Raw genomic sequence first — 25,903 nt, 5'->3', positions numbered from 1 at the left:
GAAAAGCAATCCCAAATGCCTTCAGCAATGGGATAGAGAGCTGCGTAGCTCAGCCGAGGCGGGTTAATCCGCTCGAAGTGAAAGCGAAAGGGGAGGGACTCAATGCCTCCCGTGTCATGTAATAGATGACTATACTTTTACCAGCTATTCTAGTCGGAGTTGCTCGATCTTTGCCCCCTTGTCGCTCGGCCCAGCCTGCGTTGGTTGCACAGGCACAAGCTCCACTCCCAAAGCCAGCCGCACCACTTATATAATTATTTTTTATCACTTCCCAAAGGGAATCTTTTTATTAATTGCCACAACTACAGGATTTCTTCCCAATTATTCATCCTTCCGGCCGAAGCCAAAAGACCTTTACTAGCAGTAATTAATTTTATGTTTGCTATATATAAATATTCGCTCTTTCCTATTGAGAGCGGCGAAAACTCTTGTTCTGCAAGACTCTTGGTCTGGGGAACCCAAAAATTACACATCAAATCTGAGGAAACTGCCTCGTTGTAACAGTTTACTAAATTTTGACAATAAAAAGAAGATTTAATGGTAAGCTTTCTTGCTGAGAAAGCTTATTTTGGCTGCTGTTTTATGGCAAAAAAAATGGAACGATTTCCGGATTTAAGAAGTCTAATAAAGCAAATGAAGTCTAAGAACTTCAACATGACAAAATAGAAAATATGAATAAAATTTTTACTTGCTGGCGATCGACCAAAATTCCACTCCTAAGTTTGTCCTTAGCTGTGCTGGCCTGTCTTCCAGCCTTTCGCCCTACGATCGCCAGTCCGCTGTCTCCATCCCCCAAACAGCAGTCAAACCCTACTAAAATTATCTCGGTCGATCGACCGCCAGCACCACCAACAGGCTCAAAGTCTCCAAAATTTCCGGTAATAGCGGCAGCCAATCCATCCCCAACCAAGACAATCAACGCTCAGGGAACAGCGACAGGCCGATCGCTAGAAATTCAAGAAATTCGCGGTACAGTAACCTTTAAAGGGCGGCCCGCCGTCGTCGGCGATCGGCTCCTCGCCCCCGGAGACGAAATCATCACCGACCCCGATTCCACAGCCCGCTTAGCGATCGACAACAACACCGGCATCGTTGAAGTTGCCGAAAAAACCGCAGTTAGAATATCCGATTTGTCAAGCACTTCAGGCGAAAACGACACAGCTATTTTTGTCAGCAGGGGACGAGTGAGATTGTCGATCGGCAAAACTGCTGCGCCCACAGCCGCAGCTCAAACCTCAGCAATTATCCTACCCAAGCAAATTGCCGCCTTAAATACATTCAGCCCAATTGCCGAAACCAATCAAATAGCCCAACAAAAAAAATCTCCCAGAACCGCCCCAGTCAGGGTTGAAACCCCCGAAGGGGTTGCCGGAGTCAGGGGTACATCCTTTGGCGTCAGCGTCGGCCCAGACGGCAAAACCGGAGTCGAAACCATTGAAGGTTCAGTCGGAGTATCTGGCAAAAACGACTCCGAAGTAGTTGTCAACGGCGGTAACGCCACGGAAATTTTCCCTCAAACTCCCCCCGCACCGCCATCAGCCAGCCCTCGCTTAGCCGATCTCAAAGTCCGCAGTTTGTCAAGACTCGGTGGCAATATCTATCGCCTCAGCGGTCAAATTAACCCGATCGACATAATTTATGTCAACAACCAAGCCATTAAGATCGATCGAGAAGGTAAATTCAAAATCCAAGGAATTTTACCGGCCAGCCGCCGCCTCAAAATTGTAGTGAGAGGATCGTCCGTCAGAGAAAAGCATTACAACCTCGCAGTTCCCTAAACAACTGATCTAGATCGGACGGCGGTTTCAAGCGCCCGGTATTATCATCTGAAATATCGGTCTGGTTTCAACCCGCGGAGGCGGGTTTTGTTTGTCTAGACGCGGTTTCAACCGCCCGGTATTATCCGAACATCAGCATCGAATGTCAATTATTGCGTCAAATTAATTGAATGAAGTTCAAACAATTGATCGAGCATCTGAAACACAATCAACTGATTGGCATCCGGCAATATCTCATCACAAATCCTCCCTGGCTGACAGGCGCCGTAGCAGGAATAATGTCTGTCGCCATGCTGCAATTGGGAATGTGGAAACCCCTTGAATATTTGGGATACAAAACCCTATTTCAAATTCGAGAATCGGGAGTTTTGCCAAATCCGGGTTGGGATGAGAGAATTGCGGTAATTGCGATCGAACCCCAAAGCTTGCAGGAATACGGTCAATTTCCGTGGTCGCGCAATCGCTACGCCGCCCTGCTGTCAGCTTTAAAAAAATTTCCCCCCACAGCAGTTGGTTTCGACATTCTTTTCCTCGATCCGAGTCCGAAAGATGAAATGTTAGCCGCTGCGATCGCCACAAATGGCAAAGTTGTACTCCCAAGAACCACCCAAGAACAGCCAGTAGCATCTTTAAAAGCAGCCGCCGCAGGTGTCGGACATATAATGCACGAACCGAACAGCGACGGCGTTAGCCGCGATTCAAAAATATTTCTCGACTCCATTCCTAACTTCGGTTTAGTAATGACTCAGAGGTACAACGCTGCTAACCCGCAAAATCCTGTATTGCTGCCGCAGCCACAAAATATGCAGGAACAAACAGTCTGGGTTAACTGGCCCGGGAAAACAGAAAATCTACGTACCTATGCTTTTGTGGATGTTGTAGAAGGTAGAATTCCTGAAAATGCTTTAGCTGATAAATTAGTCTTAGTCGGTCTAGTCGCTACGGGTTTTGACCAGATATCTACACCTCTGAACAAGACTACTGCTGGGGTTTATTTATATGCAGCTTTAGTTGACAATTTGCTCAATCAGCGATTGCTAAAGCGACTGCCCGCAGCGCTAGAAATTTTGTTATTGTTGGGGATTGGCCCCCTTACTACTTCGGTGCTGTGCAACCGAGGTGTTAAAGCAAGAATTGCGATCGCCCTTGGTTTACCTGTAATTTGGGTTACGGCTGCTGCTGTATTATTTGGCTACTATTTTTGGTGGCTTCCCGTTGCCGCACCCATCGGCACCCTCATTTTATCTGGTACTGCTTTACAAGTGCGGGAACAGTACGAAAAACAGCAGTTAATGAGGTTATTTGAAAAACACGTCGCCCCCGAAACTGCTCAGCTTATTTGGGAACGCAAAGCAGAGATATTTGAACAGGGAGAACTCGAACCTCAAGAACTTACAGCAACTGTGCTGTTTATGGATATTCGCAGTTTTACTTCAATTTCCGAAAAAATGCGGCCGCGGGATTTGCTCACCTGGCTGAACCATTATTTGGAAGCGATGACCGACTGTATTATGGATCACGGCGGCGTTGTCGATAAATACATTGGTGATGCAATTATGGCAGTTTTTGGTGTACCTTTTTGCCACACAGAATATCCCGAAATTCAACAAGATGCTTTAAATGCCGTAGCAGCTTGCATCGCCATGCACGAAAAGCTGCACAAAATCAACGAGCAGCTTAGAATTGACCGCAAACCTTTAATTAAGTTTGGCATTGGTTTGCATACCGGACAGTTAGTTGCCGGCAGCGTCGGCGGTTCCCGGCGTTTGAATTATTCTGTAATCGGCGATGCTGTCAACGTTGCGGCTAGATTGGAGGCGATGAATAAGGAAATTATTTCTGACAGTCCTTTTAATTTGTTGGTGACGGGGAGAACTTTTGCTTACGTGCGCGATCGCTACGAAGGGCAAAAAGTAGGAGCGATTCAATTGCGCGGCAAAAAAGAAGAAACTGTGGTTTATGCTATTTTGGGTGAAAAGCAGTAGTCAGTTGACAGTTGACAGTTGACAGTTGACAGTTGACAGTTGTTATTGGTTATTGGTTATTGGTTATTGGTAGTTGGTTATTGGTAGTTGGTTATTGGTAGCCACTAACAAATAACATCGGACAAATAACAAATAACAAATAACAATGTCCTGCGCGGGCCTTCTTCCCAATTCCCAATTCCCAATTCCCAATTCCCAATTACCAATTACCAATTACCAATTACCCAATCTAATCAAATATACTCAGCCGCAAAGATTTAGCTATTTGTTCCAACAGAAACAAACCGCCGACAGAATTTCCCTCTTTATTCAAAGGCGGACTGTAAGATGCGATCGCCCCTTCGCCCGGAATAACCGACAACAAAGCCCCGCTAACACCCGACTTAGCGGGAATTCCCACCCGCAGCGCAAAGCGGGCCGATGCTTCATACAAACCGCAAGTAGCCATCAGCGCTTTCACAGTGCGACAGTTTTCCGCGATCGCTTCACCACCATTTACCAACACCATTCCCAGCTTCGCCAAATCCTCTACACTTCCAGACAAACAGCAAACGCGATTGTAGGTTTCTAACGCAATTTCCGAGTTTTGTAGATAACCAGATTCTACCATTGCTAAGGCAAGATCCCAATTTTTTTGATTCGGCATAGCATTCACTGAATCGAGCATTAACTCGTCAACAAATAGCTGACTTTTTGCCTGTTGGTTCAGCCAAGTTCGCAGGTTTTGACAGCGTTCAACCGCATTTTCACCGGGAATCAAAGACGCTAGAGCGATCGCCCCGCTATTAATCATCGGATTTCTCGGCTTCCCTTTATCCCTTTCGAGTTGAGTCAGAGAATTGAAAGGAAGTTCCGAAGGCTCGCAGCCCACGCAGTCAAAAACTGCTTTTTCACCCAATTCGCACAGCAAGTAAAGCAAGACGAAAGGTTTGACTGCGCTCATCAGCGGGAATGTGGTAGCAGCGCTACCCCAGCTCAAAATTTGACCGTCAATTGCCCGAATTTGCACGGCAAACCATTGTCTGTCGGCTTGGGCAAGGAGAGGTACGTATGCGGGGATTTTACCGGATTTACTGCGATTAATTGCCTCTATTGCCCAAGCTGCCAGTTGTTCTGGTTCCAGGGAAGATAGTTTGCTGGTGGGTGTTTTCACTTTCGGTTATTTAAATATTTACGATCGCCCTTGTGAACCAGAAACCCTGTTTTTAAAGCACATTGCGACACTTGAGCTCCGGGAAAAACCCGGTTTGTGAGGTGAGAGCAAGTGCGATCGCTCTATCGCAATAAAATTGGTTCGTAGTGCGGACTTCAGTCCGCAGGCGCTAACTTTGATTGTTATGGTAATTGACCGGACATAATATGAGAGCAAGTGCGATCGGCTTTCAGGCTGCGATCGTTACCGCCTGCGGGCAGCTAATCAATATTATTGACAAAATTTTCCTAAAAATCTGTACTTTGCATAAAAACCTCCCTTTCACCCAGATAGATAGGTAGCAGCATCAAGGCAGCGCTGCTACCCAAAATCAACAAGGACTAGCTTGAAATGCCTTCAACTTCTTATTTTTAATCCCCAATCAGGGGCGGGGTGCATATTTAATTTAATTTTTTCAGAGTTCGCGCAATCCTTTCCGGAAAACCCCCGAACCTCTGAGAATCTACTATCCAATCGGATCTACTCAAACCCAGGATAAAAAAAATGGCAGACGAACCGAAAACAGATGCAGCAGAAGCACCAAAACCCGCTCCGATGATTTTTAAGGGTGTCTGCAAGGACGGAGTTCTCAAAGGCAAAGAAATTGAAGGCAAATTAGATATCAAAGTAAACGTTGAATCAGTCACAACGCCAGCACCAACTCCAACAAAATCTAAGTGGGAGGAGCCTATATTTTGGGCGGTGTTTTTATTAACTGCCAACTTTGCCGTCGGCGATCCCGCCGGAATGAGAAAATACAGCCCCCCACAAAGGTCTCATTCTCAGGAAATGTTAAACCAATCTGGGGAGCAGTCGGTGTTGCCTCAAAAAAACACCACCAACTTGCCGCTTTAGGCTCTGGGAGCCTGCCAGCCGCGCAAATAGTAATAAACAGACCCGAAATATTCATCGAATACTCGTGTCGTAGTTACCAAAGCTTCTGCACTGGGCAGGAAATCTGCCGCGTCTAAGCGCAGTTTGGAATGCCCTCCTGACACTGGCTGGTAAGTGTAGAAGTCCGTAGCTCTAGGAATCACCTGGATTCCCATATTCGCAAAAGCGAGGCTGGCACGTCGCATCTGAATTGCAGATGTTACCAGGATTACTTTGCGCCCGACGCCGCGGCTGTCGAGGATTTTTCTCACTTCCTCGGCGCTGGTGCGTATGTTCCTGCCATTATCGTCGAGAACGATATTGTTGCGCGGCACGCCCATGTTGCTTGCCAGCAAAGTTTGGATATCTTTAGCTTCGCCAGTATCATTCTGTAAATTTGCTCTGGGCCCAGCACTAACAATCACCAAAGGTGCTAGTTCTTTTTTGTACAAAACAGCAGCATAGGGCAAGCGATTGCCTGTGTCTGTCAGTTGAATTGCTTCTCGGTTAGCGTTGTGACTGTTAGTCGTTCCCTTGCCCAGGAGGACGATCGCCGCTGCTGTTTCATCGCAGCAAACTGTGCGGGCTGCGGCATCTCGTTCTGCTTGATCTGCGAACCAATAAGCCACCACTGGCATACTCGACAGAATCAAAACCAGCAGCGCAGCCAGGATCATTCTCGGCGCCGGGTTGCGGATGCCCCCGTTCGTGATCAGCGCCGATGCAATCACCAACAGTGAGATCGCAAAACCTAGCGGCTTAAAGAAGAAAGCTATTAAGCCAAAAATCGCTGCTCCGACTGGCGTGTCTGGGGCAAAAAAAGCGAGGAACAAAAGGCTGATCAGCAGCAAAACGCGCAGCCGATCTATTAAAGGATTGTCTTTGCCTCCTGATTGATCCCACCACGATTTGATCAGTGAGAAGAGGAGGAATAGAAATAGAATGCGAGCGAATAGTTCAGGCATCTTGCAATATTCTGTGTCTTCATAAATTAGTACGGAAGTGTGGAACGAGCGCTAATTTAGCTGCGGGAGCAAATACGGGCATCGGTTGAGTTGGGTTGTTAACTTTGGCCGATCGCACAGTTCGATCGCATTTCTGAGAAATGCTCTATTCCGGTCAGCTATCAACTATTGGTTGCACGCAAGGAGATCCCGCTACTTCCAGTCAGTCGATTTTAAATTTTAAATTTTAGATTTTAGATTGACTCCACAGATGAATCTAGGAGCTTGCACTTTGGTCTAAAATTTTAGGCTCTCCACACTCATAGCGTTGGGGGGTTGTACCCGTTTTGGGGCGGGTCACAGATTGCTGACAGATAATTGGTAATCGATAGTTGGTTAATGGTCGATCGGTAATTGATAATGGATGGAGCCGGCGGCAGGTGAAATTGACTTGGCAATTCAAGCCTGATTTGTGCTGCTGCTATTTTTCCCATTACCTGTTACCCGTTCACCAATCCCAATTTATCGGCGTTTCAGTTGATTCCGAATTGCCTGCGTTACCGTTTGAATTACTTTAACACGAGCATAATACTTGTTATCGGCCGCAATTATAGTCCAGGGAGCTGACGGGGTGCTGGTGCGCTGAACCATTTGATTCACCGCCACTTCATAATAATTCCACTTTTGGCGATTCCGCCAATCTTCAGGAGTGAGTTTGTATTGTTTAAATGGATTTTTTTCTCGCTCTGTAAACCGCTTTAGTTGCTCGTCTGGACTGATGTGCAGCCAGAATTTAACTACGACACAACCGAAACTGGTGAGTTGCTCCTCAAATTCGTTAATTTCCTGGTAAGCTCGGCGCCATTCGGGTTCGGTGGCAAATCCTTCCACTCGTTCGACCAGCACTCTACCATACCAACTGCGATCGCAAATGCTGATTTTACCAGCAGTCGGCAACCGCCGCCAGAACCGCCAGAGGTAGTGGTGAGATTTTTCTTCATCCGTGGGGGCAGCAAACGGATTAACGGTGTAACTGCGGGGGTCTAGGATGTCCGTCAAGCGTTTGATCGCGCCTCCTTTACCGGCGGCGTCCCAACCTTCAAACAGCACTAAGACAGGGATTTCATCTTCGTCGATGCTTTGTTGCAGTTTGCCAAAACTGGTTTGTGCTGCGCGAAGTTCCTGTTTGTATTCGTCTGGCGACAGCGATTGAGTCAAATCTACTTGGGCGAGCAAGTTGGGTTCGGTGGGTGACAAGCTTTCTTGAGGTGGCAATTTCAGTGGTGCAGATTGCGTCGGGAGTCTCTCTAGGGCTTCTGTAATTGTCGCTGCCATTTGCGTTAAAACTTTGACTCTCGCCCAGCGCTGACAGTCCCCTTCTACTAGCGTCCAAGGTGCCGGGCCCGTGCCGGTTTGAGTTACCATTTCTTCGGCCAAAGTTGTGTATTCTTGGTATTTTTTGGCTTGTTTCCAATCTTCGGGCCGCACTCGCCAAGCTTGTAAGCTGTCGTCTTCTAGTTTTTTGAGCCTGTGCTTGAGTTCTTTTTTGCTCAGGTGAATCCAAAATTTGGCAATTGCCGCGCCGTCATCTACCATCTGCCGCTCGAAGGCGTTGATTTGCCTGATGACTGTCGGTACTTCGGCGTCAGAAACTCTCTGGAACAATCGGTCTTCTAAAACATGAGTGTACCAACTGTGGTAGAAAAAACCAATCCGCCCTCGCGCCGGCAGTTTCTCCCAAAACCGCCACAGGAAAGGATAGCCCATTTCTGCCTCTGACGGCGGCCAAATCGGGTGGACGGCAAACCCCCGCGGATCCATGTACCCCACCATTTTTTTGACCAGGGCGCCTTTGCCGGCGGCCGCCCAGCCTTCGAGTACGATGATTGCAGGCAGTTTTTTTTCCCAGCAGGTCTGTTGGAGCGATCGCAACTGCTGCATTAAAACTTCGATTTTGGCATCATAGGTTTCTTTGTCCAAGGAAATATCTAAATCGAGGTTGTCGAGCATATTGACCTCATGCAAATCTGAGACAGCAGTTTAACGTTAGTTTAACGTTAGGATAAAATTAAATCTTCAAGTGCCGCAAAAAGTTATAAAAAATACACTTATGCTCGGTTAAAAGTGCAATGCTTATATCGCCCAATCCGGGAGACAGTTAATAGAAACAAAACTCCCCTTGCCTCAAACTTGCCAAAAAAAACCTGAGCGGTTATAGTTGAATAAGGCAACTTTTTAATAAGTTCAAATTCTCCCCTCCCCCGATCGGGCGAGCAAACAGGAGGAGCAACAAATCCCTGCAACAGGATTTATTGTAAAACAGAGTACAAGTAAAAATCAACTACCCGGTGGGGGTGAAAACTTCTTTACTTAGCTGTATCAAATTTATTTAAATAATAGTTGATCGAGCATCAGCCTCGATAACTTCCAGCGCGCTGCTTGCGAACGTTGGGCGTTTCTCGGATCGGCAACTCAAATACAAAACTAGCCCAAAAGGGCAAACCAATTTTTATGATTGCGCCATGAGATAAAACCTGAAAGCCTGGGTGATATAAACAGGTTTCTGAGTTTTATCAACACCATTCTCAACAACTAAAAGCTGTGGAACAGGCATATTACCTGTTACCGACATTTGTGCAAAATGTCCATTTGTGGAACAGGCATCTTGGCTGTTACCGACATTTGTGCAAAATGTCCAAATTACTGTACTCATTTGCCAATACCCACTAACAGGAACAGTCCGAATTTACGGATTGCAAAGTTTTCTATGAATATCTTGACAACACGCTCCTACAAAGGTGAAAGTGACTGGTGCGCGATCGCCAATTTAATCGATGCTTGCGAAGCAGTCGATGGAGTCGGCGAAGAAGTATCCGCCAGCGAAGTAAAGCTTGTACTCGACGCCCCCACACTCGACAAAGCCCGCGACGTACAGTTGTGGGAAGACGGAAACTACAGACTAATTGGTTTAGCACTCCTAGATATGCCCGATTCCCAGGATGAAATAGACGGCTGTCTCTGGTTTTACGTGCATCCAAAGGCGCGCGGCCAAGATTTGGAAAAAGATATCATTAAATGGGGCGAAAAGCGCCTGGGCGAAGTCTCGAAACAACGGAATTTGCCCGCGAAATTGCGTACCTACAGTCGGGAAGATGAAAGCGACGAGATGCGGCTGTTAGAGAAAGAGGGCTTTGAAGTCGATCGCTATTTTCTCACAATGACGCGATCGCTCGCCGAACCAATTCCCGCACCCGAATTTCCCGCAGATTTTGCCCTGACGCACGTATCCGGGGAAAAAGACATCCAACCCTGGGTAGAAATGTTCAACCAGTCATTTATCGATCACTGGAACCACCACGATTTAACAGCCGAAACCGTGCGATACTGGATGCAAGACGAGAATTATCAGCCGGAATTAGATTTAATTGCTGTTTCGGGCGATCGTAAATTTGCAGCATTTTGCGACTGTCAAATCAAACCCCAAAAAAACCCCCGCAGCGACGCAAAAGACGGTTGGATTGAACTATTGGGTACGCGGCGGGACTTTCGCAAAATGGGCTTAGGAAAAGCGATGCTGCTAGCTGGTTTGCACACCTTAAAAGCGGCGGGTGCAAATACAGCTAAACTCAGCGTCGATGCCGACAGTTTGACAGGTGCAACAAAGCTTTACCAATCAGTCGGTTTCCGCCCGATGGAAACTTGGCTGTCGTGGGCTAAACCAGTTTAAAACAAGGTTGGTAGTGAACGCTAGATACCCGAGTTCTTAAAGTAAACCCACCCCACCCAACATGAATTGAAAAGTGTTTTTAATGCTGTAGGGGCGGGTTAACCAACCATAATCGCCACCCAACAAACAATCTCAAAAACCCGCCCCACCCAACAAACAATATCAATGTACATTCAGATTTATGGTGGGATGGGGCGGGTTTTTATATATTGTTGGTCATCGTTATATATGGTTGGTGAACCCGCCGCTACAGCTTAATTTTTACCGTTACCATTCCCATTCCCACCAGTCGTAAGCAAAACCCGCTTAGCCAAAGGTTCCGGTACTTCTTGTAATCGATCGAACTCCCAGTTAAAAAATCCGACTCCCATCGTCTGCGATCGCAATTCTACAATTAAATTCTGCATTTCCGCGATCGGCAAATAAGCCGAAACAGCATCCCATCCCTTCCAGTCTGGTTTACCCTCATAGCCGAGAATTTGGCCGCGATGTCCGCTCACCAACTGCAACACCTTTGATGTACACTCGTTGGGAGCGCAAATTTCAACTTTGGCGATCGGCTCCAGCAAAGTTGATTCGCACTTCTCCATCCCCGACTGCATCGCCAACCGCGCCGCCTGTTTGAAAGCTTGTTCGGAACTGTCAACAGAATGATAGGAACCGTTAGTCAGAGTCACTGATACATCTACCACCGGAAAACCCAACGGGCCGCGATCCAAATATTCGCGCACTCCCACTTCAACGCCGGGAATATACTGTTTTGGAACGACTCCGCCGACTATTTTGTCAGTGAAATTGAAACCTTCTCCGCGAGGCTGCGGTGCGATGTCGAGGTACACGTCGCCAAACTGTCCGTGTCCGCCGCTTTGGTGTTTGTAGCGCCCGTGAATGGATGATGCGGGTTTGCGAATGGTTTCTTTGTACGGTACTTGCGGTAAGTGAGTTACCATCGGCAAATTGTACTTGCGGCGCAACCTATCTAAGGCTACTTTCAGATGAATTTCACCTTGACCCCAAAGTATAACTTCATGAGTATCTCCGTGCTGTTCCCAAACTAAAGATGGGTCTTCTTCTAATAGTTTAGCTAAGGCAGAACTCAACTTAACTTCATCGTTGCGCTTTTCGGGGACGATCGCCAGTGCGTACACAGGCGAGATGATTTCTGCTTTTGGCAAGAATTCGTCAGAACCCAGCACATCGCCTGTTCTCAAGCCTTCCAGCCTGCCTACAGCGACAATTTTCCCGGCACTGACGGACTGCAAACTTTGCGTTTGCTGGCCGGTCAATCGGTACAAACCGTTAACTCGAACCCCGTTCAAAACTGCTCCATCTGTCAGGGTTCCCCGCCAGATTCTCACTAACGATAGCTTACCTCCTTGAGGCGTGTAATAGGTTTTGAGAATTTGACCGAGAACCTTGTTTTCACCTTGTATAAAACCGCGTCGCTCTGCTGTAGTTTCCGGTGTCGGCGCTTCTCTGAGTAAAGCTTCCAGCAGAGGCCGCACGCCGAAATCTTGTTCGGCGATACCGATGAATACGGGCACTATTAAATCAGCGCCTAATTCCATCTTGAAATCGCGGGTAATCTCTTCAGCATCGGGATTGATTTCTTCCAGCAATTCTTCGAGTAAACGATCGTCAAAATTAGCCAATTCTTCGAGCATTTCCTGTCGCGCGGCGCTTTCTTGTGCTTTGAGGTGTTCGGGAAGCGGGACTGGATCTGCGGGTGCGCCGGAGTGATAGTGGTAAGCTTGTTCGGTTACTAAGTCGATAAAACCGATGATTTGTTCGTTTTTGCCGATCGGGTATTGGTGAGGTACAATTGGTCTGCTAGAAACGGATTTGAGCGCGTTGAGTACGTCGGTGAAGTTGCTACCGCAGGTGGTTTCGTCTGTGCAAGCGCGATCGATCTTATTGATGAAAACTAGGTGGGGAATTTCCCAATCGTCGAGGAATTTGAACAGCGGGGCGAGGGTTAAAGTGCGATCGGCAACCGGTTCGCAAACAATCACGGCTGCATCGACACCGATAAGTGCATTGTAAGTTTCTTGGACAAATTCGATCGAGCCGGGACAGTCAAGAAATGTGAAGCGGACGTTTTCGTATTCGGTGCTCGCGGCGTTTACTTCTACGCTCATTTTGCGATCGCGCGCTTCGGGCGAACTGTCACCTACCGTATTACCATCCTTAGCATTACCCTTGCGAGTAATCGTCCCTGTCACCGACAGCAAACTTTCGAGAAGTGCGGTTTTACCGCTTAAATAAGGGCCAACAATTGCAACGTTTCGCGTGGCCCTAATGACATTTTCGTTCATATAGCCTCCTACACAAAGTGAAGGGGAAGGGGAAGGAGAAGATGATGATTCAGGAAAAAAACTTGTGTTTGCCGGTTTCTCCGATCTCTTCCCTTGTGGATCTGAAAACTTTTATTTTGCGATCGTTCTTAGTTTAAACTTAAATTGCGACACAAATTCATTAATTACTGTGAAGTATTAAGTATTTTTGTAAATCAATTTGTGAAAATGCTAATCCCAGAAACCGGGTTTCTTCCTAGATTTTTCTTACTCAACCGAAAATATTCATAGAAACCCGGTTTCTCTGCTAATCCCAGAAACCGGGTTTCTTCCTAAATTTTTCGTACTCAACCAAAAATATTCATAGAAACCCGGTTTCTCGCCACGCAGCGAGAGAAATTAGTTGTAGGGTGTGTCGCGAAAATCCCTAAATATGACAAACAATCTCCTAGCGACGCACCTTTCTTGGTTCACAATCCGTGCGCCAACAAACCCAACATTTTTTTGATTTGTTTTTTGAGCCTTAGGAATGAAAATTTAATAACTTACACGCTCGATGATTGTTGTGGGATGGGCGGGAGAGCCCGTCCTTTCTGCACGGGCTCTCCCGCCCATCCCACAAATTTGCTTAAGTTATTTAATTTCTATTCCTTATATATAAGGTGCGTCGCTCTTAAATTGTCGCTCTTTGTTGAGAGATTTTTGATGTATCCACACCCTACAAATACTCACGAGTAACCAGAAATCGGCTTTTTTAGGACAATACTTCGGTATCACCATCACAAACATATTCGGTTTCTGGGCACCCGTGCGTAAATTCGATCGGCATGACACACAGGCTTTCCACAATAGCGCCCATCTTTGCTAAAATTTTAACAAGTAAAGCATTCAGAAGCAATAATTATGACTGCTATCCAAGAGCAAGCTATTAAAACAGAACCCTTTGACGATTTAATCGCTGATTTCAATAAAATCCGAAGTCTCTACACGGTAGAAGAACCTCTTGAAGCTTTTAAGTTAATCATCGAACAAGAAGTAATGGTAAGTTTAATTCTGGAAGCTCATTCTAAGATTAGAGAACTATTTCCTAGCGAAAGATTAGCCTTGGAAGTGAAAACCGATCCACAAATTGCCAATTGGCGATCGCTCTGGATTACGATCTACACTAAACTAGAAGTCGATGAAGCTTTTGAAAAATTGATGATTCTTGATGATACTTGGTGGCTGGATAAGATAACTACTGTTACTAATAGTAAATTGCATATTAGTTTGGGATTTGAGTCAAATGAGATTTGATTGGTCTGAATATTTGAATTTAGCCCAAGAATTGGCGGCAATCTCTGGCGATTCTGACAATAATGAGGCAAAATTGCGATCGGCAATAAGTCGATCATACTATGCAGTATTCTGCTTAGCTAGAAATTACTTGCGCGATGTTGAACAAGACTCTAGGCTTTCTCGCAAAAATTCTGATATTAACGAACATCAATATGTGGCTGAAGAATTTATTTTTCATAAATCTAAAGCTAAAAAAATGATAAAAATAGGGGAGAACTTAAGCAGATTAAGGCTGTTCAGGAATAAGGCAGATTATGCGGATACGGTATTTACATTATCAAGCGATGTTAAAATCGCTTTGAAAATAGCTCAAAATATTATGACATCTCTGAGTGAATTAAATCGTGAAAATTGAGCGATAATAGTAGGGGCGGGTTCACCCACCATATATGAAACCCACAAATAATCTCATAAACCCGCCCCATCCCCGCGATTATTTACATCAACATTTTACAAATAAATTTATGGTACATTTTTATTGTTGGTGGGGGAGGGCGGGTTTATGAAATTGTTGATTTTTATCATAAATTGTTGGTGAACCCGCCCCTACAAATTCGTCTCGTAACGAGTAATTTAATTAATGTCTCAGCAGCCGCAAACCACTCAAAGTTACTAAAACTGTAGACCCTTCATGACCGATGACGCCGATCGGCATTGTGATATTTCCGAGAAAATTAGCAGCCAATAACAGTATAATGCAACTGAGTGCAAAAATAATGTTTTGCTTGACTACATTTTGAGCGCGCCGCCCCAAACTAATTGCTTTAGCTAGTTGTTCTAACTTGTCCGCCATTAATACGATATCAGCAGTTTCTAAAGCGACATCGCTACCGGAAATACCCATCGCAATTCCCACGGAAGCCTGGGCGAGGGCGGGGGCGTCGTTGATGCCGTCTCCTACCATTGCGACGGTTTGATACTGGGTTTGCAACTTTTTAATTAGGTGCACTTTGTCTTCTGGCAAAAGTTCGGCGTACACTTCATTGATGCCTAATTGGCGGGCGATATATTCAGCGGTTTGCTGGTTGTCGCCTGTCAGCATTATGATATGTTCTACGCCTAATTTTTGCAAGCGTTTTATCGTGGCTGCTGCTTCCGGGCGGACTGTATCTGCTACTGCAATGATACCTAAAAGTTCATCCTCCTTTGCCACCCAAACAACCGTTTTTCCTTCCCCTTGCAACTGATGACTTACTTCTGTCAACTCAGCAGTTGCTCCGACAAAACTGGCTTTACCAATAGTAATGGTTTGATTGTTAACTTTACCGACAATTCCTTGACCGATTTTTGCTTGTACGTCGATCGCACTTGACAACGGTAACTGTTGCTGATTTGCGGCTTGGACAATTGCTTGGCCGATCGCGTGTTCGGAATGAGCTTCCAGAGCCGCAGCCAATTGCAGAACTTCTGTTTCAGTATATCCGGTTGCTGGTACAATTTGGATAACTTGCGGTTTTCCGGTGGTGAGGGTTCCAGTTTTGTCAAAGGCGATCGCCCGAACTTGACCTATTATCTCTAATTGCGCGCCACTTTTAAACAAAATCCCCTGTCTCGCGCCGTTAGCAATCCCCGAAAGCAGCGCCGGCATAATCGAAGCCATCAGCGCACAGGGAGAAGCGACTACTAGGAAAATCAGCGCCCGATAGATGGTGTCTTCCCAATTCCAGCCCAAAACAAAGGGCGGCAAAGTTGCTAGCAGCAAGCCTAAACCGACAATTAATTTAGCATAACCGCGCTCGAACTTTTCCACAAACTGCTGAGAAGGCGGCGCTTCGGTTTGCGCTTGTTGCACCAGCCGAATCACTCGCTGAATCAAACTGCTTTCTGGACTTTTGTGCACTTCCAATTGTAGCGCGCCAGCACCGTTAATCGTGCCTGCATAGACTTCGTCGCCTGCGGTTTTTTCCACGGGCATCGATTCGCCGGTAATTGAGGCTTGATTCAGGCTGCTGTAGCCTTCGATAATTATTGCATCTGTGGGGATGATTTCTCCGGGCTTGACTAAAATACGATCGCCAATTGCCAATTTGTCGATCGCAATTTCTCGTTCCCCATCGTACATTAGCACCCGCGCAGTATCCGCAGTCAAGCTCATCAAACTGCGAATACTCCGTTCAGTCCGCTGCATAGCATAACCTTCAAGGGCGCCGCTAATTGCAAAGATTAAAATTAAAACAGCACCGTCCACAATTAAATGATATTCTCGCCGCCACAGCCCCAAACCGGCCGCGCCCAAAGCAGCCACAATCATCAACAAATCTACATCTAATTCGCGTTCTTCAAACAGCGTAGTCAACCCTTCGCGGGTGCTGGAATAGCCGCCGATAACGTAAGCAGCGGGCAATATTAACACCGCTAAGCCCAGCCAACCGACTTGTAGGGCGATCGAACCCAAAATTACTAGAATTCCGCACAGGGCGGCAGTCACAGCATCAGGATGTTCTTCTGCTAGCCGGGAGATGCGAGAAATGGGGAGGGAATTGGGAGTCATGGGGAAAATTTGATTTGGTAGAATGACTCCTGTAGCCTAAACCTTGACATTAATGTCAATGTCAAGAGTAAAACCAAAATAAATTACAAAACTCATCAATAATCATCCGTACTCATCAGCGTTCATCCGCGTTTATCTGCCTACATCTGCGGTTAAAAAATTAAATGCAAAAATACCTAACAATCAAACAACTTACGGAAGCGGTAAAAGGCACAATTACGCCTCGGATGGTGCGGCACTATCACGCTTTGGGGCTGCTATCTCCGGCCGTGCGATCGACTTCTAACTACAGACTGTACACCCGCAGCGACGTGCAAAGACTCCAAAGAATCGTCGCACTCAAGCAGCAAGGCTTTCAACTTTCTCACATCCGCAAACTCTTAGAAACAGACGCGGAGGCTTCCCCAGACGCGGTGATGGCGACTCTCCAACGGCAATATCTGTCGGTAATTCAGCAGATTGTGCGCCTCCGAGAAACGGCCTCAGCCCTCGAAGGATTGCTGGGGCGGGATCTTTCGTGTCAAGCGGTGCAAGCGGGCGCACTGGCTCAATTGAGGCTGTTGGAGGCGGAAACTGAGGGTGGATTGGGACAGTTGGAACAACTTTGGGATGCTTGGGATGCGGGGGCCCACACTCACCCGGAGGCGTTTGGGGAGTCGTTGCAGCATTTGTTGCCGGATTTGACCGATCGCTCGGAAATTGAGGTAGACTTGCTGTCAAAACTGGTGTTAGCATCGGGTGATTGTTCGCTGCTGCCGTTTGTGAAGTTAAGCGAAACGGCGATTAAATCGGCGCGGGAAGCTTTGAAAAATCGGTGTCAAATTGTGGCTGACGTGCCGCCTGTTTTTGCCGCTTTGGATAACACAAGATTGGCGCATTTGGGAACAAGTATTACAACTTTAATTGACGATCCGCACATCAATGCTGTGGCGGAAGCGGAACAGGAATTCTGGCACGAGCGCGAGTGGTTTGAAAAGTTGTTGAAACTGGAAAAAGGCTGTATATTGGTAGTAGGATATGCGCCGTCTGTGCTGATGGCGGTTTGTGAGGCGATCGCGATCGGGCAACTGCAACCGGCTTTGGTCATTGGAATGCCGATCGGCTTCAGTCATTCTCCGGTGGCGAAACGTCGGTTAGTGCGATCGGGCGTTCCTTATATTACGACGGTGGGGACTTTTGGCGGCGGATTGTTGGCGGCGGTTGCTTTGAATGCTTTGGTTGAGTCTTTGATTGAAAAGCCGAATTGTCACTGTCATCTTAAGTGAAAAGATGCAATTATCTGAAACTTTCCTGGACTCACCTGGCGCAAGATAAAAATGAATTATTAGGTACGTAGTTGCGCTTGGGCGCTCTTACTTATATATTGAAAGAGCGCCCAAGCGCAACAACATACCTTAAGCACACACCGTAGCTTTCTGTCAGTCCGTTATTCAATACATTACCTTCGATCGCGATCGCAACTAAGAGTGCAAAAAAACAAATTGAAGCTATAAATCAAATCACCACTTGCCCAACGCGCCCCAAACAGCACCCGAAATTACCCCCCAAATCGCCCCCAAACCAGCCCCGACGATCGCACCTACGACAGGGGCCAACTGCACCGACACCCCACCGCCCAGAGTCGGAAATATCGCACAAACCCCCGCCCCCAACACCGCACCTGCAAAAGTCGCCAAAAAACTCCCCCAAATCGCACCCAAAGCCGCACCCCGAATTCCCGAAGGCTGAAACGACACCGGCAGCTTCGGCGCAAACCCGCAAACACCCAACAAACTCCCAGAAACTAAACCTCCAATCGCACCCACACCCGCCGCCACAATTGCCACACCCAGCAACAAACCCCCAAACTCGATCGTCGGGCGCATCTGCCCGTTATATTGCTGCCAAACCACTAACCCAGCCCCTAGCAAAACACCAGCCAAAGTCCCCAAAAACGCTCCCCAAACCGCCCCCAAGAATGCTCCCCGCCGGCCCCACACCCTCCCCACCGGCAGTGCCAGAGGAGGCGAAAAAGCCGCCCAAATACAGCCCCAGACAGTACCAATCCCCGCGCCCGACAAAATCCCTTGCCCGATCGCCCGATTATCACTAATCGCCCCAAACACCACACCGCTGATCGCAGCCAAAAAGAAAGCCCCCCAGAGAGTCCCCAGCAAAACTCCCCCCCACTTCCGCCAAATCTGGTTCGGCGACAAAGTAAAAATGCCCCACATCATCCCAAAAAAACTGCCCCAAATCGAACCGACAAAAATTGCCCCCAAAATCGCGCCGCCGCCCTCCGCGATCGCCGAAAAAATCCCCGCCACCGCCGCCAAACACAAAGTACCCCAAACACCGCCCCAAGCAGCATCCTGAACAATCCGCTCAAACTTGCTAGGGGGAATCTGAGGCGCCGGAGTCCGACTCCGAGAAGGAATCGGTAGCATCGGCATTTGATAGTTGCCCAGTTGGCGCGGCAGCCCCGTCGAGGGCTGTTGTCGGCGCACTGCGGTCTCCCTCACGACGGGTGGTGGTTGGGGCTTTTTACGCTTGGTTTTGGCGGGCTGCAAGTGCAATCCGTTGCTGACTGCCTGCCGCGAAGGAAACGGATCGCGACCTTTGAGGAGTTTTGCCCGATCGCACCAAGGGCACCGACTCAGATGATTTCCGTATTTGTGCTGAGTGTTTTTGCTGCAAGTAAGTAGAGAATCTTCCGCTTCCCGAATCGCATTCACCCAAGTTTTCGCATCCGGGCGCGCCGACGGATTCCCGTGCCCTTCCTCAAAACAGCGGATAAACATCTGTCGCAGCCGGGGATGCAGCATCTCGAAAGATGGCGCTGCGGGCATCGGGCGGTAGGGTATCCGCTTGGTACCGCTGGGGAAATGGCCCGATCGAATTCTCGCTTCTAAAGACGGCGGTTCGTCGCTACCGAGATACACTCCCGAAAACGGGTGCGTACCTTCCATTAACAATTGAAAAATTAATACCCCCAAACCGAACAAATCGTGCTCGGGAGCTCGATCGATATCGCGGAAAGTCTGGCCCTGCAATTCCGGCGGAGTAAACTCGGGTTTCCCCACGGGACACCGATAAACGTAACCTGTATAAGGATCGCGCACTTGAAACGAATCGGTGTCTACCAGCGTTACTAAAGCCGTATCCGTGACAAGAATATTTGACTCGTTGACATCGCCGATGACGTAACCCCTGACGTGGAGGGCATTTACAGCCGAAGCGAGGTTTCTGGCGGTGCGGTGGAGGTAAAGATAATTAAATAGGGGTTTTTGTTCGCGCCTGGTTTTCGGAGTGTAGAAAGTGTGTACCGGCAGCACTTTCTTGACGCGCGGCATCACAAAACCGACGATTTTTTCGCGCCCGCCGACAGTATGCAGCAAATCGAGAGGCCAAGCAATTGAGGCGTGTCCCGGTTCCGCGATCGGCGCATCCGGTGGCATACTGAACATGACTGTGAGTTTGTCGCCGTCTTCGTCTGTCGGTTTGTGGTAGATTTTTGCTACCAGGGACGAGTCTTTGGCGATCGGGTAGATGCGACCTTGACCGCCACTGGCGATCGCGCTGTTGGTGTCGATCGCAATCAGTTGTCCGCTAAATTGGCGTTGCAACTGCATAGAATTCCGTTAGGGGATAGAGGATTAGTCATCAGTTGACAGTTGACAGTTGACAGTTGACAGTTGACAGTTAACAGCTATCTTTTCCGTCGATAGAAGAGGATTGGAGTGTTGACAGTTGACAGCTACCCATAGCCGTCGATAGAAGAGGATTTGATTTCCCCCTAAACGGGAAGGCTTCAGCCCCAATTTTCATGCGTGAATTTTAGATCTGAGATTTTAGATTGAAGAAAGCGACCCCACTGATAAACCGATAATTCTATTTTATTGTGGGATGGGCATCATGCCCGTCCTGAAAAACTCAGCAACAGGCAAGATGCCTGTTCCACCATAGTTCAATTTTGCAATTGTGGTTACAGTCGATCGGGCTCTATTCCCATGTCTCGGAGTCTTAATTCTAAGGCTTGCGATCGCGATCGTTCTTGTTCCAGCAGCATTTCTGCCTGTTCGGCCCGCGCCTCGGCTTGCTGTCGCAGTCGATCGAGTTCCACAAAATTCATAAACGGTTCTTGGTTAGCCCCGAACATTTCGAGTCCTGTTTGAGATAATTGAAACCGCACTCCCAGTCTCGGACTGATCCAGCCGTCCATTTGTTCGATCGCTTCAAATTGTGACTCAACCTGCAACCATCCTGTCAGTTCTAAAGTTTGCGGGTTGTACAAATAGTATTCTTCCACACCGTAGCGTTCGTAAAATTGAAATTTTTGAATCATCGGAGTCAGACGATTTCCCGGCGACCAAATTTCAAAGGCGACTTGCGGTGCAATATTACCTTCGTTCCACTGTTGGTAAGAACCTCGATATCCTTTGGGGATGCCAAAAACTGCCATCACATCTGGCGCTTGGCATAGTTTATTATTTCCTTCCACCGGATACCACAGCAAGTCACCCGCTACAAAAACATTCTGGTCATTTGCAAACAGCAATTCTAAGTTTTCTTTAATCCAAACAATTAATCGAAACTGATCTGTATTGTTTGACATCGGTTCGCCGTTATCGTCTGGGTAGATGACATTTGATTTTTCGGGAGATTGCAGTTGTGTAACCATTGCTGTTTTCCCATTCTTTTTAATGAGTTGATTTTAGTTTAACCGATAAAATTGGGTCTGAAGCCTCCCCGTTTAGGGGGAAATCAAAGAAAATGATTCATTGCTCCAATCCTCTTCTATCCACACAAGAGGTAGCTGTCAACTGTCAACTGTCAACTGTCAACTGATGAACCGATCGCCTGTTTCGTCTTCCAGTTCGTCAACTGCCGTTTTGATGAAGTTATCCACCAACCAGTCGCGGGTGCGCGAGAAATTGCTCTCCAATTCCAGGTAATGACTGCCTAATTTTGCCTTAAAGTCTTTGGGGAAAATCTCTTTGGCGGCTAACAGATTTTTCCAGCGGGTTAACTGGCTGCTGTTGCGATCGGGAAAGCGGTTGTACAAATAGTCGATCGCGATCGCCTCTAGAATGTCCGCACCCAAGATTTCCCGCCGTTTTAGCTCGTTTAAGAGCGTACTTTTCGACTGCTGAGTTAGATCTAAGTGTTCGCCCATCGTTCCTTCGATCGACTGCTGGATCAGCCAGTTACCCGCACGCAAAAAATCGCGATCGAATTCCAAGTAAATCGCCCCCGACAAAGCCTCAAAAATCTGGGCTAAAAATTTATTGTACTCGCTTTGTTCTGTTGCTTTCCCGCTGGCGGCTCCCCGACAGAGTTCGTTCAATTTCAGATTTTCGGCAAATTCCGAGAGTTTTTGACTGTCTGCTAAACGAGCTTTTAAGGTTGAAATCGCATCGCAGTCGAGTTCGGGATATTCGCGGTACAGGTAATCGGTAACAACAGCACCGAAAATCGCTCCGCCTAAGAGTGAAAGCCGTTTTTGCTTCACATCTTCCCCAGCCGGAGACTCCTCCGGGCGATCGCAGCGGCTGCTCAAGGCCGTTTCCAGCAGTTCGGTTTGCCCAAAGTCCGAAATGCCGATCGCTACTTTGACTGCTTCAATATCTACCTGTTTAAATTTTATCTGCTCTAATTCTTCTTCACATTTTGCCCACTTTTCCAACCAATCACCGCCAGCATTTTCCACATACAAATCAACAAAATCCACCCCGTGGTGCATCCAATCATCCTGCATTTTTCGGGCAGATTCTAGTTCTTCAAAGACTTTTTGTAAATTGCTTTCAACGGTGCTTGTACCTTTTACTGTCATAGTATTGATTTTGATGTAATTTGATTTTATTCCAACAATTTCAGCGCACTTCAATCTAATCTCAATTCAATTTATACCCAGTTGCTAGTTATTTTACCTGAAAGAATTGGTTTAAAGCCCCAAGCCCGATCGGGAGGAATTAAGAGAAGACTATTCATTACTCCAATCCTCTTCCTTATGATTGTCAAATGCCCTCAAGCGGTCAACTGTCAATTGTCAACTGAATGAATAGATTGATTGTTTCGGTAAATTTTCCCATTTCTCAGCCAAGAATTCCGGAGAACCTCTATCTTTCACAGGCAGCCATCGGGCCGTGCACCTTACGGCTATTGATTGCTGCGGTAAATCTTCCCGTTGCTGGGCCAGGAATTACGCAGAACCTCTATCTTTTGTAGGGTGCGAATTACACACCTTACCGCTATTGATTGCTGCCGTAAATCTTCTCGTTGTTTAGCATTCGTATCAATTACCTGTTTCCGCACTTTGCCATATCCCCCCGGGAAACAGAGAATGGGAGGAAAAATCTTGGCGTAGCCTTCGGGCCCAATGGAAGCGGGCTGATGATTAAGTTGGTGGCATTGTCTAAAATTCTGCAATATGCGAGTTATTCAAAATTTCTTGTTCACCGAATTTTGAGCAGTCGAACTATTCTCAGCAGCAGATCGGGTGAATTTATGGGAATTTGAGGTAGCGACCTGCGGGCAAATTATCACTATTATATAATGCAATGTTAACTAACTGGTTCAGGAAATTTGCATCTTTTGTATCATAACTTAAAAATAGTCCTCTGTCAATCCCCCAACCTCGAAGAGTTTGTTGCCAATTTTCATATTTTTGTTGAGAAAATTCATCAGAAAGAGTAGTGACTTGAATGCACAGGGGCTGCTGTTGGCGGTTGCTGACGATCGAATCGGTAGCCATAGAAAGATCTGCTACATAGCGATACAAAACACTGCCTTGGCGTTCGACTATCCGGGCGGCGATCGCACGAATGACGCGATCGTCAGCCGGATCGAATTTACCCGCCTTGAGTTTTTGTTTCCAGATGTAAAATTTGCGATCGTTTTCACTCAGCCATTTAGGAAATAGATAGCCGTACCAATACCTTTCGCCCGGAGTCATTGACTCAAACGCCGTTTCTCGATCTCTTTCCGAAGATAGGGATTGAAGCGCCAGCCAAACCTGAGAATCTCGCATAAGCTGTAGCAAAAAAGCCAGCACAAATTTCTTAGCAGTTAGCGAACCGGGTTTGACATCTTTCACCCAGCGATTGATTTCATCCAATCTTCTCGCCAAACTCGGATCTATAAGATCTGCTTCGCTAATTAGGGAGTTGAGCTTATCCTTAATCTCTTGTGCTTGCAAGTGACGACCTACTGTACAGATTAAACCAGAATTGTTGACACCTCGATTTTATTATAGAAGCGCACCAAATTTTCGCCGCTCATTCATTTGAAGCGATTAGACTTGTTGCCAAATTCAGAATCGGGAATTTTTTACCGCAGATAAATGCCGATTGACGCAGATGGATGTTGGCTTTTTCAATATGTTTATTTTTAATTGTCCTGTGCCTCCGAACTCGAAAAAGTTGCTAACAATAATGTTAAGTCATCATCGGTGCGATCGCACACGCGGGGCGATCGCAAAAACGACTCTAATTGCTCTTTGGCATCCGCATCTTCCTTCGCCGTGCCCGAAAACCGAAACAAAGGTGCAAAAAACGGCCCGTGGGGCGTACCTTCCGGGATTTTGAGAGCGAGCATTTGCAAGCCGTCGGAAAACACAGCCAAGTGCCGCAGGGGTTCCCGCATTACCTGAAATTGCGCTGTTTCGATCGCATTTGGCGAAATCAAAAATATGGTTTCATTGATATATTCACCGCAGGGTGGTATTGTCAGGGCGATCGCATTTCCCGCACTATCGCCCGCCACCGCCGCACCATCGCCAATTTGAGCAACCGCGATCAATTCCGGCGTAGCCACAACCGCAATTAAAGTGCAAGCTAAATCCCTCGCCGCCACTTCCCGGGTTGCAGCTTCCGCTTCCACAGCCGCCCGCGCAACTTGCAGGGATGCTGTGAAAAATACCTGCCATTCCTCGTCACTTTCAGGCTGCAAATCCTGTTGACAAATCGTTTCCACAACCGCTTCCACAGCAATTTTTGCCCCCACTTCTGCCAGTGCAGCCGAACCCGCGCCGTCAGCTACCGCTGCTACCAAAACACCGTTAGACAAGACGCGCCAACAGTGGGCATCTTGACAGGGTTGCGATCGTTTTTCGTGGCTCGTACCAGTCACCGATGCGGCTACAACTTGCCAATTAAATAATGAATTATCCATTAATAACTCTTGTATTCAAAACTTCGTAAATTCAAAACTATGGAAATTTATTGGGAGCATCTCATTGTTGTAAAAAGCATTTTTATGTAGTAGTGCGAGCGTCCCCGCTCGCTTCTATAACCAAGCGATCGTCCCCGCTCGCTTCTATAACCAAGCGATCGTCCCCGCTCGCTTCTATAACCAAGCGAGCGGGGACGCTCGCACTTTTAAAGCAAAATTGAGATTCTCCCAATTCATTGTAAGCACTTCGCACCTTACCAATGACTGATGCAAACTGCCAACTGCAAACTGCCAACTGACTAAACAGTTCCCCATCCGGGCGGTGGAAGTGCGACTTGTTCGTCAATTTTTGAGTGAGAAACTCTCTGCATACTAGCCGACAGCCAAATGAACATCTCTCGAAAGTCTAATCCTTTCAATTTTACAGGAGTGCGATCGACAATTTCCGCGAGACGGGAGATATTCGCACCTTCCACACCGACTGCAAAAAAAGCCACGCGCTTGTTAGTTTCTTCCTCTTTGATCCGCTGTGCTGCGATTTCCACAACATCGTCCGATTCGCCTTGAGGTTCGCCGTCGGTAATCATAAATACCCACGGGCGGTAATAGGTAATGCCGTTGTTGCGGTATTCGGATTTGCGGGCTGCAATGGTGTCTAGTGCTAGCTGAATGCCGGCGCCCATGTGGGTTTGTCCTTGGGCTGTCAGCAGCGGTGTCTCGAACTGATCGGCGGTCACGAAGTCTTGCACGACTTTGATATTATTGTCAAAGGAAATAATTGCGACTTCGACTCGCTTTTTAGCTAGTTCATCTTTAATTAAGTCATTCCTAAAAACTTCCAGCCCCTCATTCAAAGCGTCTATGGGTGCGCCTTGCATGGAGCCGGAGGTGTCCAGCAGGAGGACGCAGGGACACCGTGGCTCTGGGTTTTCGGCAAATTCTACGGCTTCGTCTAGTCTCATGGTTCAGGATTGACCTTGGAGTGGCTCGGTTTTTAGCATTGTCACTTTACTGTATCAAGTCAGTAACATATTTAAATGCAACTTGCTAGGGCGATCGCATTTTACCATTTTCGTGAAATATCAGCGTCAAATATTTAGTGTCAAATATCAGAAGGGTGATTCACGCTC

The 25,903-nt window shown here is 47.2% G+C and carries 20 protein-coding genes; 7 read left to right on the top strand and 13 right to left on the bottom strand.

The window, feature by feature from the left end; all coding sequences use genetic code 11:
- The first annotated feature begins 671 nt into the window (after window positions 1-671).
- Together JGK20_RS13180 and JGK20_RS13175 are read left to right on the top strand one after the other, a co-directional pair.
- Window positions 672-1,778 carry a FecR family protein gene (locus JGK20_RS13180; RefSeq protein WP_293186237.1) on the top strand — a complete coding sequence of 369 codons (1,107 nt, stop codon included), beginning with the start codon at window positions 672-674 and terminating at the stop codon, window positions 1,776-1,778.
- Between the two features lie 170 nt (window positions 1,779-1,948).
- Complete coding sequence (locus tag JGK20_RS13175) at window positions 1,949-3,763, top strand: adenylate/guanylate cyclase domain-containing protein (RefSeq protein ID WP_293186238.1); 1,815 nt, start codon at window positions 1,949-1,951, stop codon at window positions 3,761-3,763.
- Window positions 3,764-3,992: 229 nt separating this feature from the next.
- On the opposite strand, the gene glsA is transcribed toward JGK20_RS13175, so the two are convergent.
- On the bottom strand, window positions 3,993-4,916 hold the full coding sequence (gene glsA / locus JGK20_RS13170) for a glutaminase A (RefSeq protein ID WP_293193396.1): 924 nt from the start codon (window positions 4,914-4,916) through the stop codon (window positions 3,993-3,995).
- Between the two features lie 543 nt (window positions 4,917-5,459).
- On the opposite strand from glsA, the gene JGK20_RS13165 reads away from it, so the two are divergent.
- The gene (locus JGK20_RS13165; RefSeq protein WP_293186242.1) at window positions 5,460-5,810 is read left to right on the top strand and encodes a hypothetical protein; all 351 of its coding nucleotides are present in this window, start codon (window positions 5,460-5,462) and stop codon (window positions 5,808-5,810) included.
- Here JGK20_RS13165 and JGK20_RS13160 read toward each other — a convergent pair.
- From JGK20_RS13160 to JGK20_RS13150, 3 genes are all read right to left on the bottom strand, one after another.
- Entirely contained in the window at window positions 5,807-6,793 is a 987-nt protein-coding gene (locus tag JGK20_RS13160; RefSeq protein ID WP_293186244.1) for a YdcF family protein, read from the bottom strand. The two genes, JGK20_RS13165 and JGK20_RS13160, sit on opposite strands and share 4 nt — an antisense overlap.
- A 501-nt stretch (window positions 6,794-7,294) precedes the next feature.
- On the bottom strand, window positions 7,295-8,782 hold the full coding sequence (pap, locus tag JGK20_RS13155) for a polyphosphate:AMP phosphotransferase (RefSeq protein ID WP_293186246.1): 1,488 nt from the start codon (window positions 8,780-8,782) through the stop codon (window positions 7,295-7,297).
- A gap of 499 nt (window positions 8,783-9,281) precedes the next feature.
- The gene (locus JGK20_RS13150) at window positions 9,282-9,485 is read right to left on the bottom strand and encodes a hypothetical protein (protein WP_293186248.1); all 204 of its coding nucleotides are present in this window, start codon (window positions 9,483-9,485) and stop codon (window positions 9,282-9,284) included.
- A gap of 54 nt (window positions 9,486-9,539) precedes the next feature.
- Here JGK20_RS13150 and JGK20_RS13145 point away from each other — a divergent pair, with 54 nt between their 5' ends.
- Window positions 9,540-10,499 (top strand): GNAT family N-acetyltransferase, encoded by a 960-nt coding sequence (locus JGK20_RS13145; RefSeq protein ID WP_293193398.1) that lies wholly within the window; start codon window positions 9,540-9,542, stop codon window positions 10,497-10,499.
- 254 nt (window positions 10,500-10,753) lie between these two features.
- Here JGK20_RS13145 and JGK20_RS13140 read toward each other — a convergent pair whose 3' ends face one another.
- Window positions 10,754-12,814 carry an elongation factor G gene (locus tag JGK20_RS13140; RefSeq protein ID WP_293230742.1) on the bottom strand — a complete coding sequence of 687 codons (2,061 nt, stop codon included), beginning with the start codon at window positions 12,812-12,814 and terminating at the stop codon, window positions 10,754-10,756.
- Between the two features lie 882 nt (window positions 12,815-13,696).
- Between JGK20_RS13140 and JGK20_RS13135 the strand changes: the two genes are divergently transcribed.
- Both JGK20_RS13135 and JGK20_RS13130 read left to right on the top strand, forming a co-directional pair.
- Window positions 13,697-14,089, top strand: a complete 393-nt coding sequence (locus JGK20_RS13135) for a peptidase (RefSeq protein ID WP_293230739.1) — start codon at window positions 13,697-13,699, stop codon at window positions 14,087-14,089.
- Window positions 14,079-14,486 (top strand): HEPN domain-containing protein, encoded by a 408-nt coding sequence (locus JGK20_RS13130; protein WP_293193402.1) that lies wholly within the window; start codon window positions 14,079-14,081, stop codon window positions 14,484-14,486. Before JGK20_RS13135 ends, JGK20_RS13130 begins: the two co-directional genes overlap by 11 nt.
- A gap of 222 nt (window positions 14,487-14,708) precedes the next feature.
- Here JGK20_RS13130 and JGK20_RS13125 read toward each other — a convergent pair whose 3' ends face one another.
- On the bottom strand, window positions 14,709-16,622 hold the full coding sequence (locus JGK20_RS13125; protein ID WP_293230736.1) for a heavy metal translocating P-type ATPase: 1,914 nt from the start codon (window positions 16,620-16,622) through the stop codon (window positions 14,709-14,711).
- A gap of 164 nt (window positions 16,623-16,786) precedes the next feature.
- Here JGK20_RS13125 and JGK20_RS13120 point away from each other — a divergent pair, with 164 nt between their 5' ends.
- Complete coding sequence (locus tag JGK20_RS13120) at window positions 16,787-17,887, top strand: precorrin-8X methylmutase (protein ID WP_293230733.1); 1,101 nt, start codon at window positions 16,787-16,789, stop codon at window positions 17,885-17,887.
- A gap of 234 nt (window positions 17,888-18,121) precedes the next feature.
- Here the strand turns inward: JGK20_RS13120 and JGK20_RS13115 are convergent, their stop codons facing one another.
- The 7 genes from JGK20_RS13115 to JGK20_RS13085 form a co-directional block, all read right to left on the bottom strand.
- Window positions 18,122-20,233, bottom strand: coding sequence for a DNA-binding protein (locus JGK20_RS13115; RefSeq protein WP_293186261.1), 2,112 nt, complete (start codon window positions 20,231-20,233; stop codon window positions 18,122-18,124).
- Between the two features lie 353 nt (window positions 20,234-20,586).
- The gene (locus tag JGK20_RS13110; RefSeq protein ID WP_293186262.1) at window positions 20,587-21,282 is read right to left on the bottom strand and encodes a Uma2 family endonuclease; all 696 of its coding nucleotides are present in this window, start codon (window positions 21,280-21,282) and stop codon (window positions 20,587-20,589) included.
- A gap of 159 nt (window positions 21,283-21,441) precedes the next feature.
- Window positions 21,442-22,434, bottom strand: a complete 993-nt coding sequence (locus JGK20_RS13105; RefSeq protein ID WP_293193437.1) for a ribonuclease III domain-containing protein — start codon at window positions 22,432-22,434, stop codon at window positions 21,442-21,444.
- 672 nt (window positions 22,435-23,106) lie between these two features.
- Complete coding sequence (locus JGK20_RS13100) at window positions 23,107-23,799, bottom strand: hypothetical protein (protein ID WP_293186266.1); 693 nt, start codon at window positions 23,797-23,799, stop codon at window positions 23,107-23,109.
- Between the two features lie 191 nt (window positions 23,800-23,990).
- Window positions 23,991-24,773, bottom strand: a complete 783-nt coding sequence (locus tag JGK20_RS13095) for a PP2C family serine/threonine-protein phosphatase (protein ID WP_293186267.1) — start codon at window positions 24,771-24,773, stop codon at window positions 23,991-23,993.
- An 82-nt stretch (window positions 24,774-24,855) separates the two neighbouring features.
- Window positions 24,856-25,068, bottom strand: coding sequence for a hypothetical protein (locus JGK20_RS13090; RefSeq protein ID WP_293207926.1), 213 nt, complete (start codon window positions 25,066-25,068; stop codon window positions 24,856-24,858).
- A gap of 4 nt (window positions 25,069-25,072) precedes the next feature.
- On the bottom strand, window positions 25,073-25,735 hold the full coding sequence (locus JGK20_RS13085) for a VWA domain-containing protein (RefSeq protein WP_293186269.1): 663 nt from the start codon (window positions 25,733-25,735) through the stop codon (window positions 25,073-25,075).
- Window positions 25,736-25,903: the final 168 nt, after the last annotated feature.

Source organism: Microcoleus sp. PH2017_05_CCC_O_A (genome assembly GCF_020738785.1).
Taxonomy (GTDB): Bacteria; Cyanobacteriota; Cyanobacteriia; order Cyanobacteriales; family Microcoleaceae; genus Microcoleus.
The sequence above is the reverse complement of the archived record's forward strand: the minus strand, read 5'-3'. Positions and strand labels throughout refer to the sequence as shown.

Excerpts from the sequence above, each read along its gene's own strand:
- JGK20_RS13120 (WP_293230733.1), top strand. The coding sequence starts at position 16,787 with ATGCAAAAATACCTAACAATCAAACAACTTACGGAAGCGGTAAAAGGC.
- JGK20_RS13160 (WP_293186244.1), bottom strand. The coding sequence starts at position 6,793 with ATGCCTGAACTATTCGCTCGCATTCTATTTCTATTCCTCCTCTTCTCA.
- JGK20_RS13175 (WP_293186238.1), top strand. The coding sequence starts at position 1,949 with ATGAAGTTCAAACAATTGATCGAGCATCTGAAACACAATCAACTGATT.
- JGK20_RS13105 (WP_293193437.1), bottom strand. The coding sequence starts at position 22,434 with ATGACAGTAAAAGGTACAAGCACCGTTGAAAGCAATTTACAAAAAGTC.
- JGK20_RS13150 (WP_293186248.1), bottom strand. The coding sequence starts at position 9,485 with ATGAGTACAGTAATTTGGACATTTTGCACAAATGTCGGTAACAGCCAA.
- JGK20_RS13130 (WP_293193402.1), top strand. The coding sequence starts at position 14,079 with ATGAGATTTGATTGGTCTGAATATTTGAATTTAGCCCAAGAATTGGCG.
- JGK20_RS13165 (WP_293186242.1), top strand. The coding sequence starts at position 5,460 with ATGGCAGACGAACCGAAAACAGATGCAGCAGAAGCACCAAAACCCGCT.
- JGK20_RS13110 (WP_293186262.1), bottom strand. The coding sequence starts at position 21,282 with ATGGTTACACAACTGCAATCTCCCGAAAAATCAAATGTCATCTACCCA.
- JGK20_RS13135 (WP_293230739.1), top strand. The coding sequence starts at position 13,697 with ATGACTGCTATCCAAGAGCAAGCTATTAAAACAGAACCCTTTGACGAT.
- JGK20_RS13095 (WP_293186267.1), bottom strand. The coding sequence starts at position 24,773 with ATGGATAATTCATTATTTAATTGGCAAGTTGTAGCCGCATCGGTGACT.
- JGK20_RS13140 (WP_293230742.1), bottom strand. The coding sequence starts at position 12,814 with ATGAACGAAAATGTCATTAGGGCCACGCGAAACGTTGCAATTGTTGGC.
- JGK20_RS13125 (WP_293230736.1), bottom strand. The coding sequence starts at position 16,622 with ATGACTCCCAATTCCCTCCCCATTTCTCGCATCTCCCGGCTAGCAGAA.
- pap (WP_293186246.1), bottom strand. The coding sequence starts at position 8,782 with ATGCTCGACAACCTCGATTTAGATATTTCCTTGGACAAAGAAACCTAT.
- JGK20_RS13180 (WP_293186237.1), top strand. The coding sequence starts at position 672 with ATGAATAAAATTTTTACTTGCTGGCGATCGACCAAAATTCCACTCCTA.
- JGK20_RS13085 (WP_293186269.1), bottom strand. The coding sequence starts at position 25,735 with ATGAGACTAGACGAAGCCGTAGAATTTGCCGAAAACCCAGAGCCACGG.
- JGK20_RS13145 (WP_293193398.1), top strand. The coding sequence starts at position 9,540 with ATGAATATCTTGACAACACGCTCCTACAAAGGTGAAAGTGACTGGTGC.
- JGK20_RS13115 (WP_293186261.1), bottom strand. The coding sequence starts at position 20,233 with ATGCAGTTGCAACGCCAATTTAGCGGACAACTGATTGCGATCGACACC.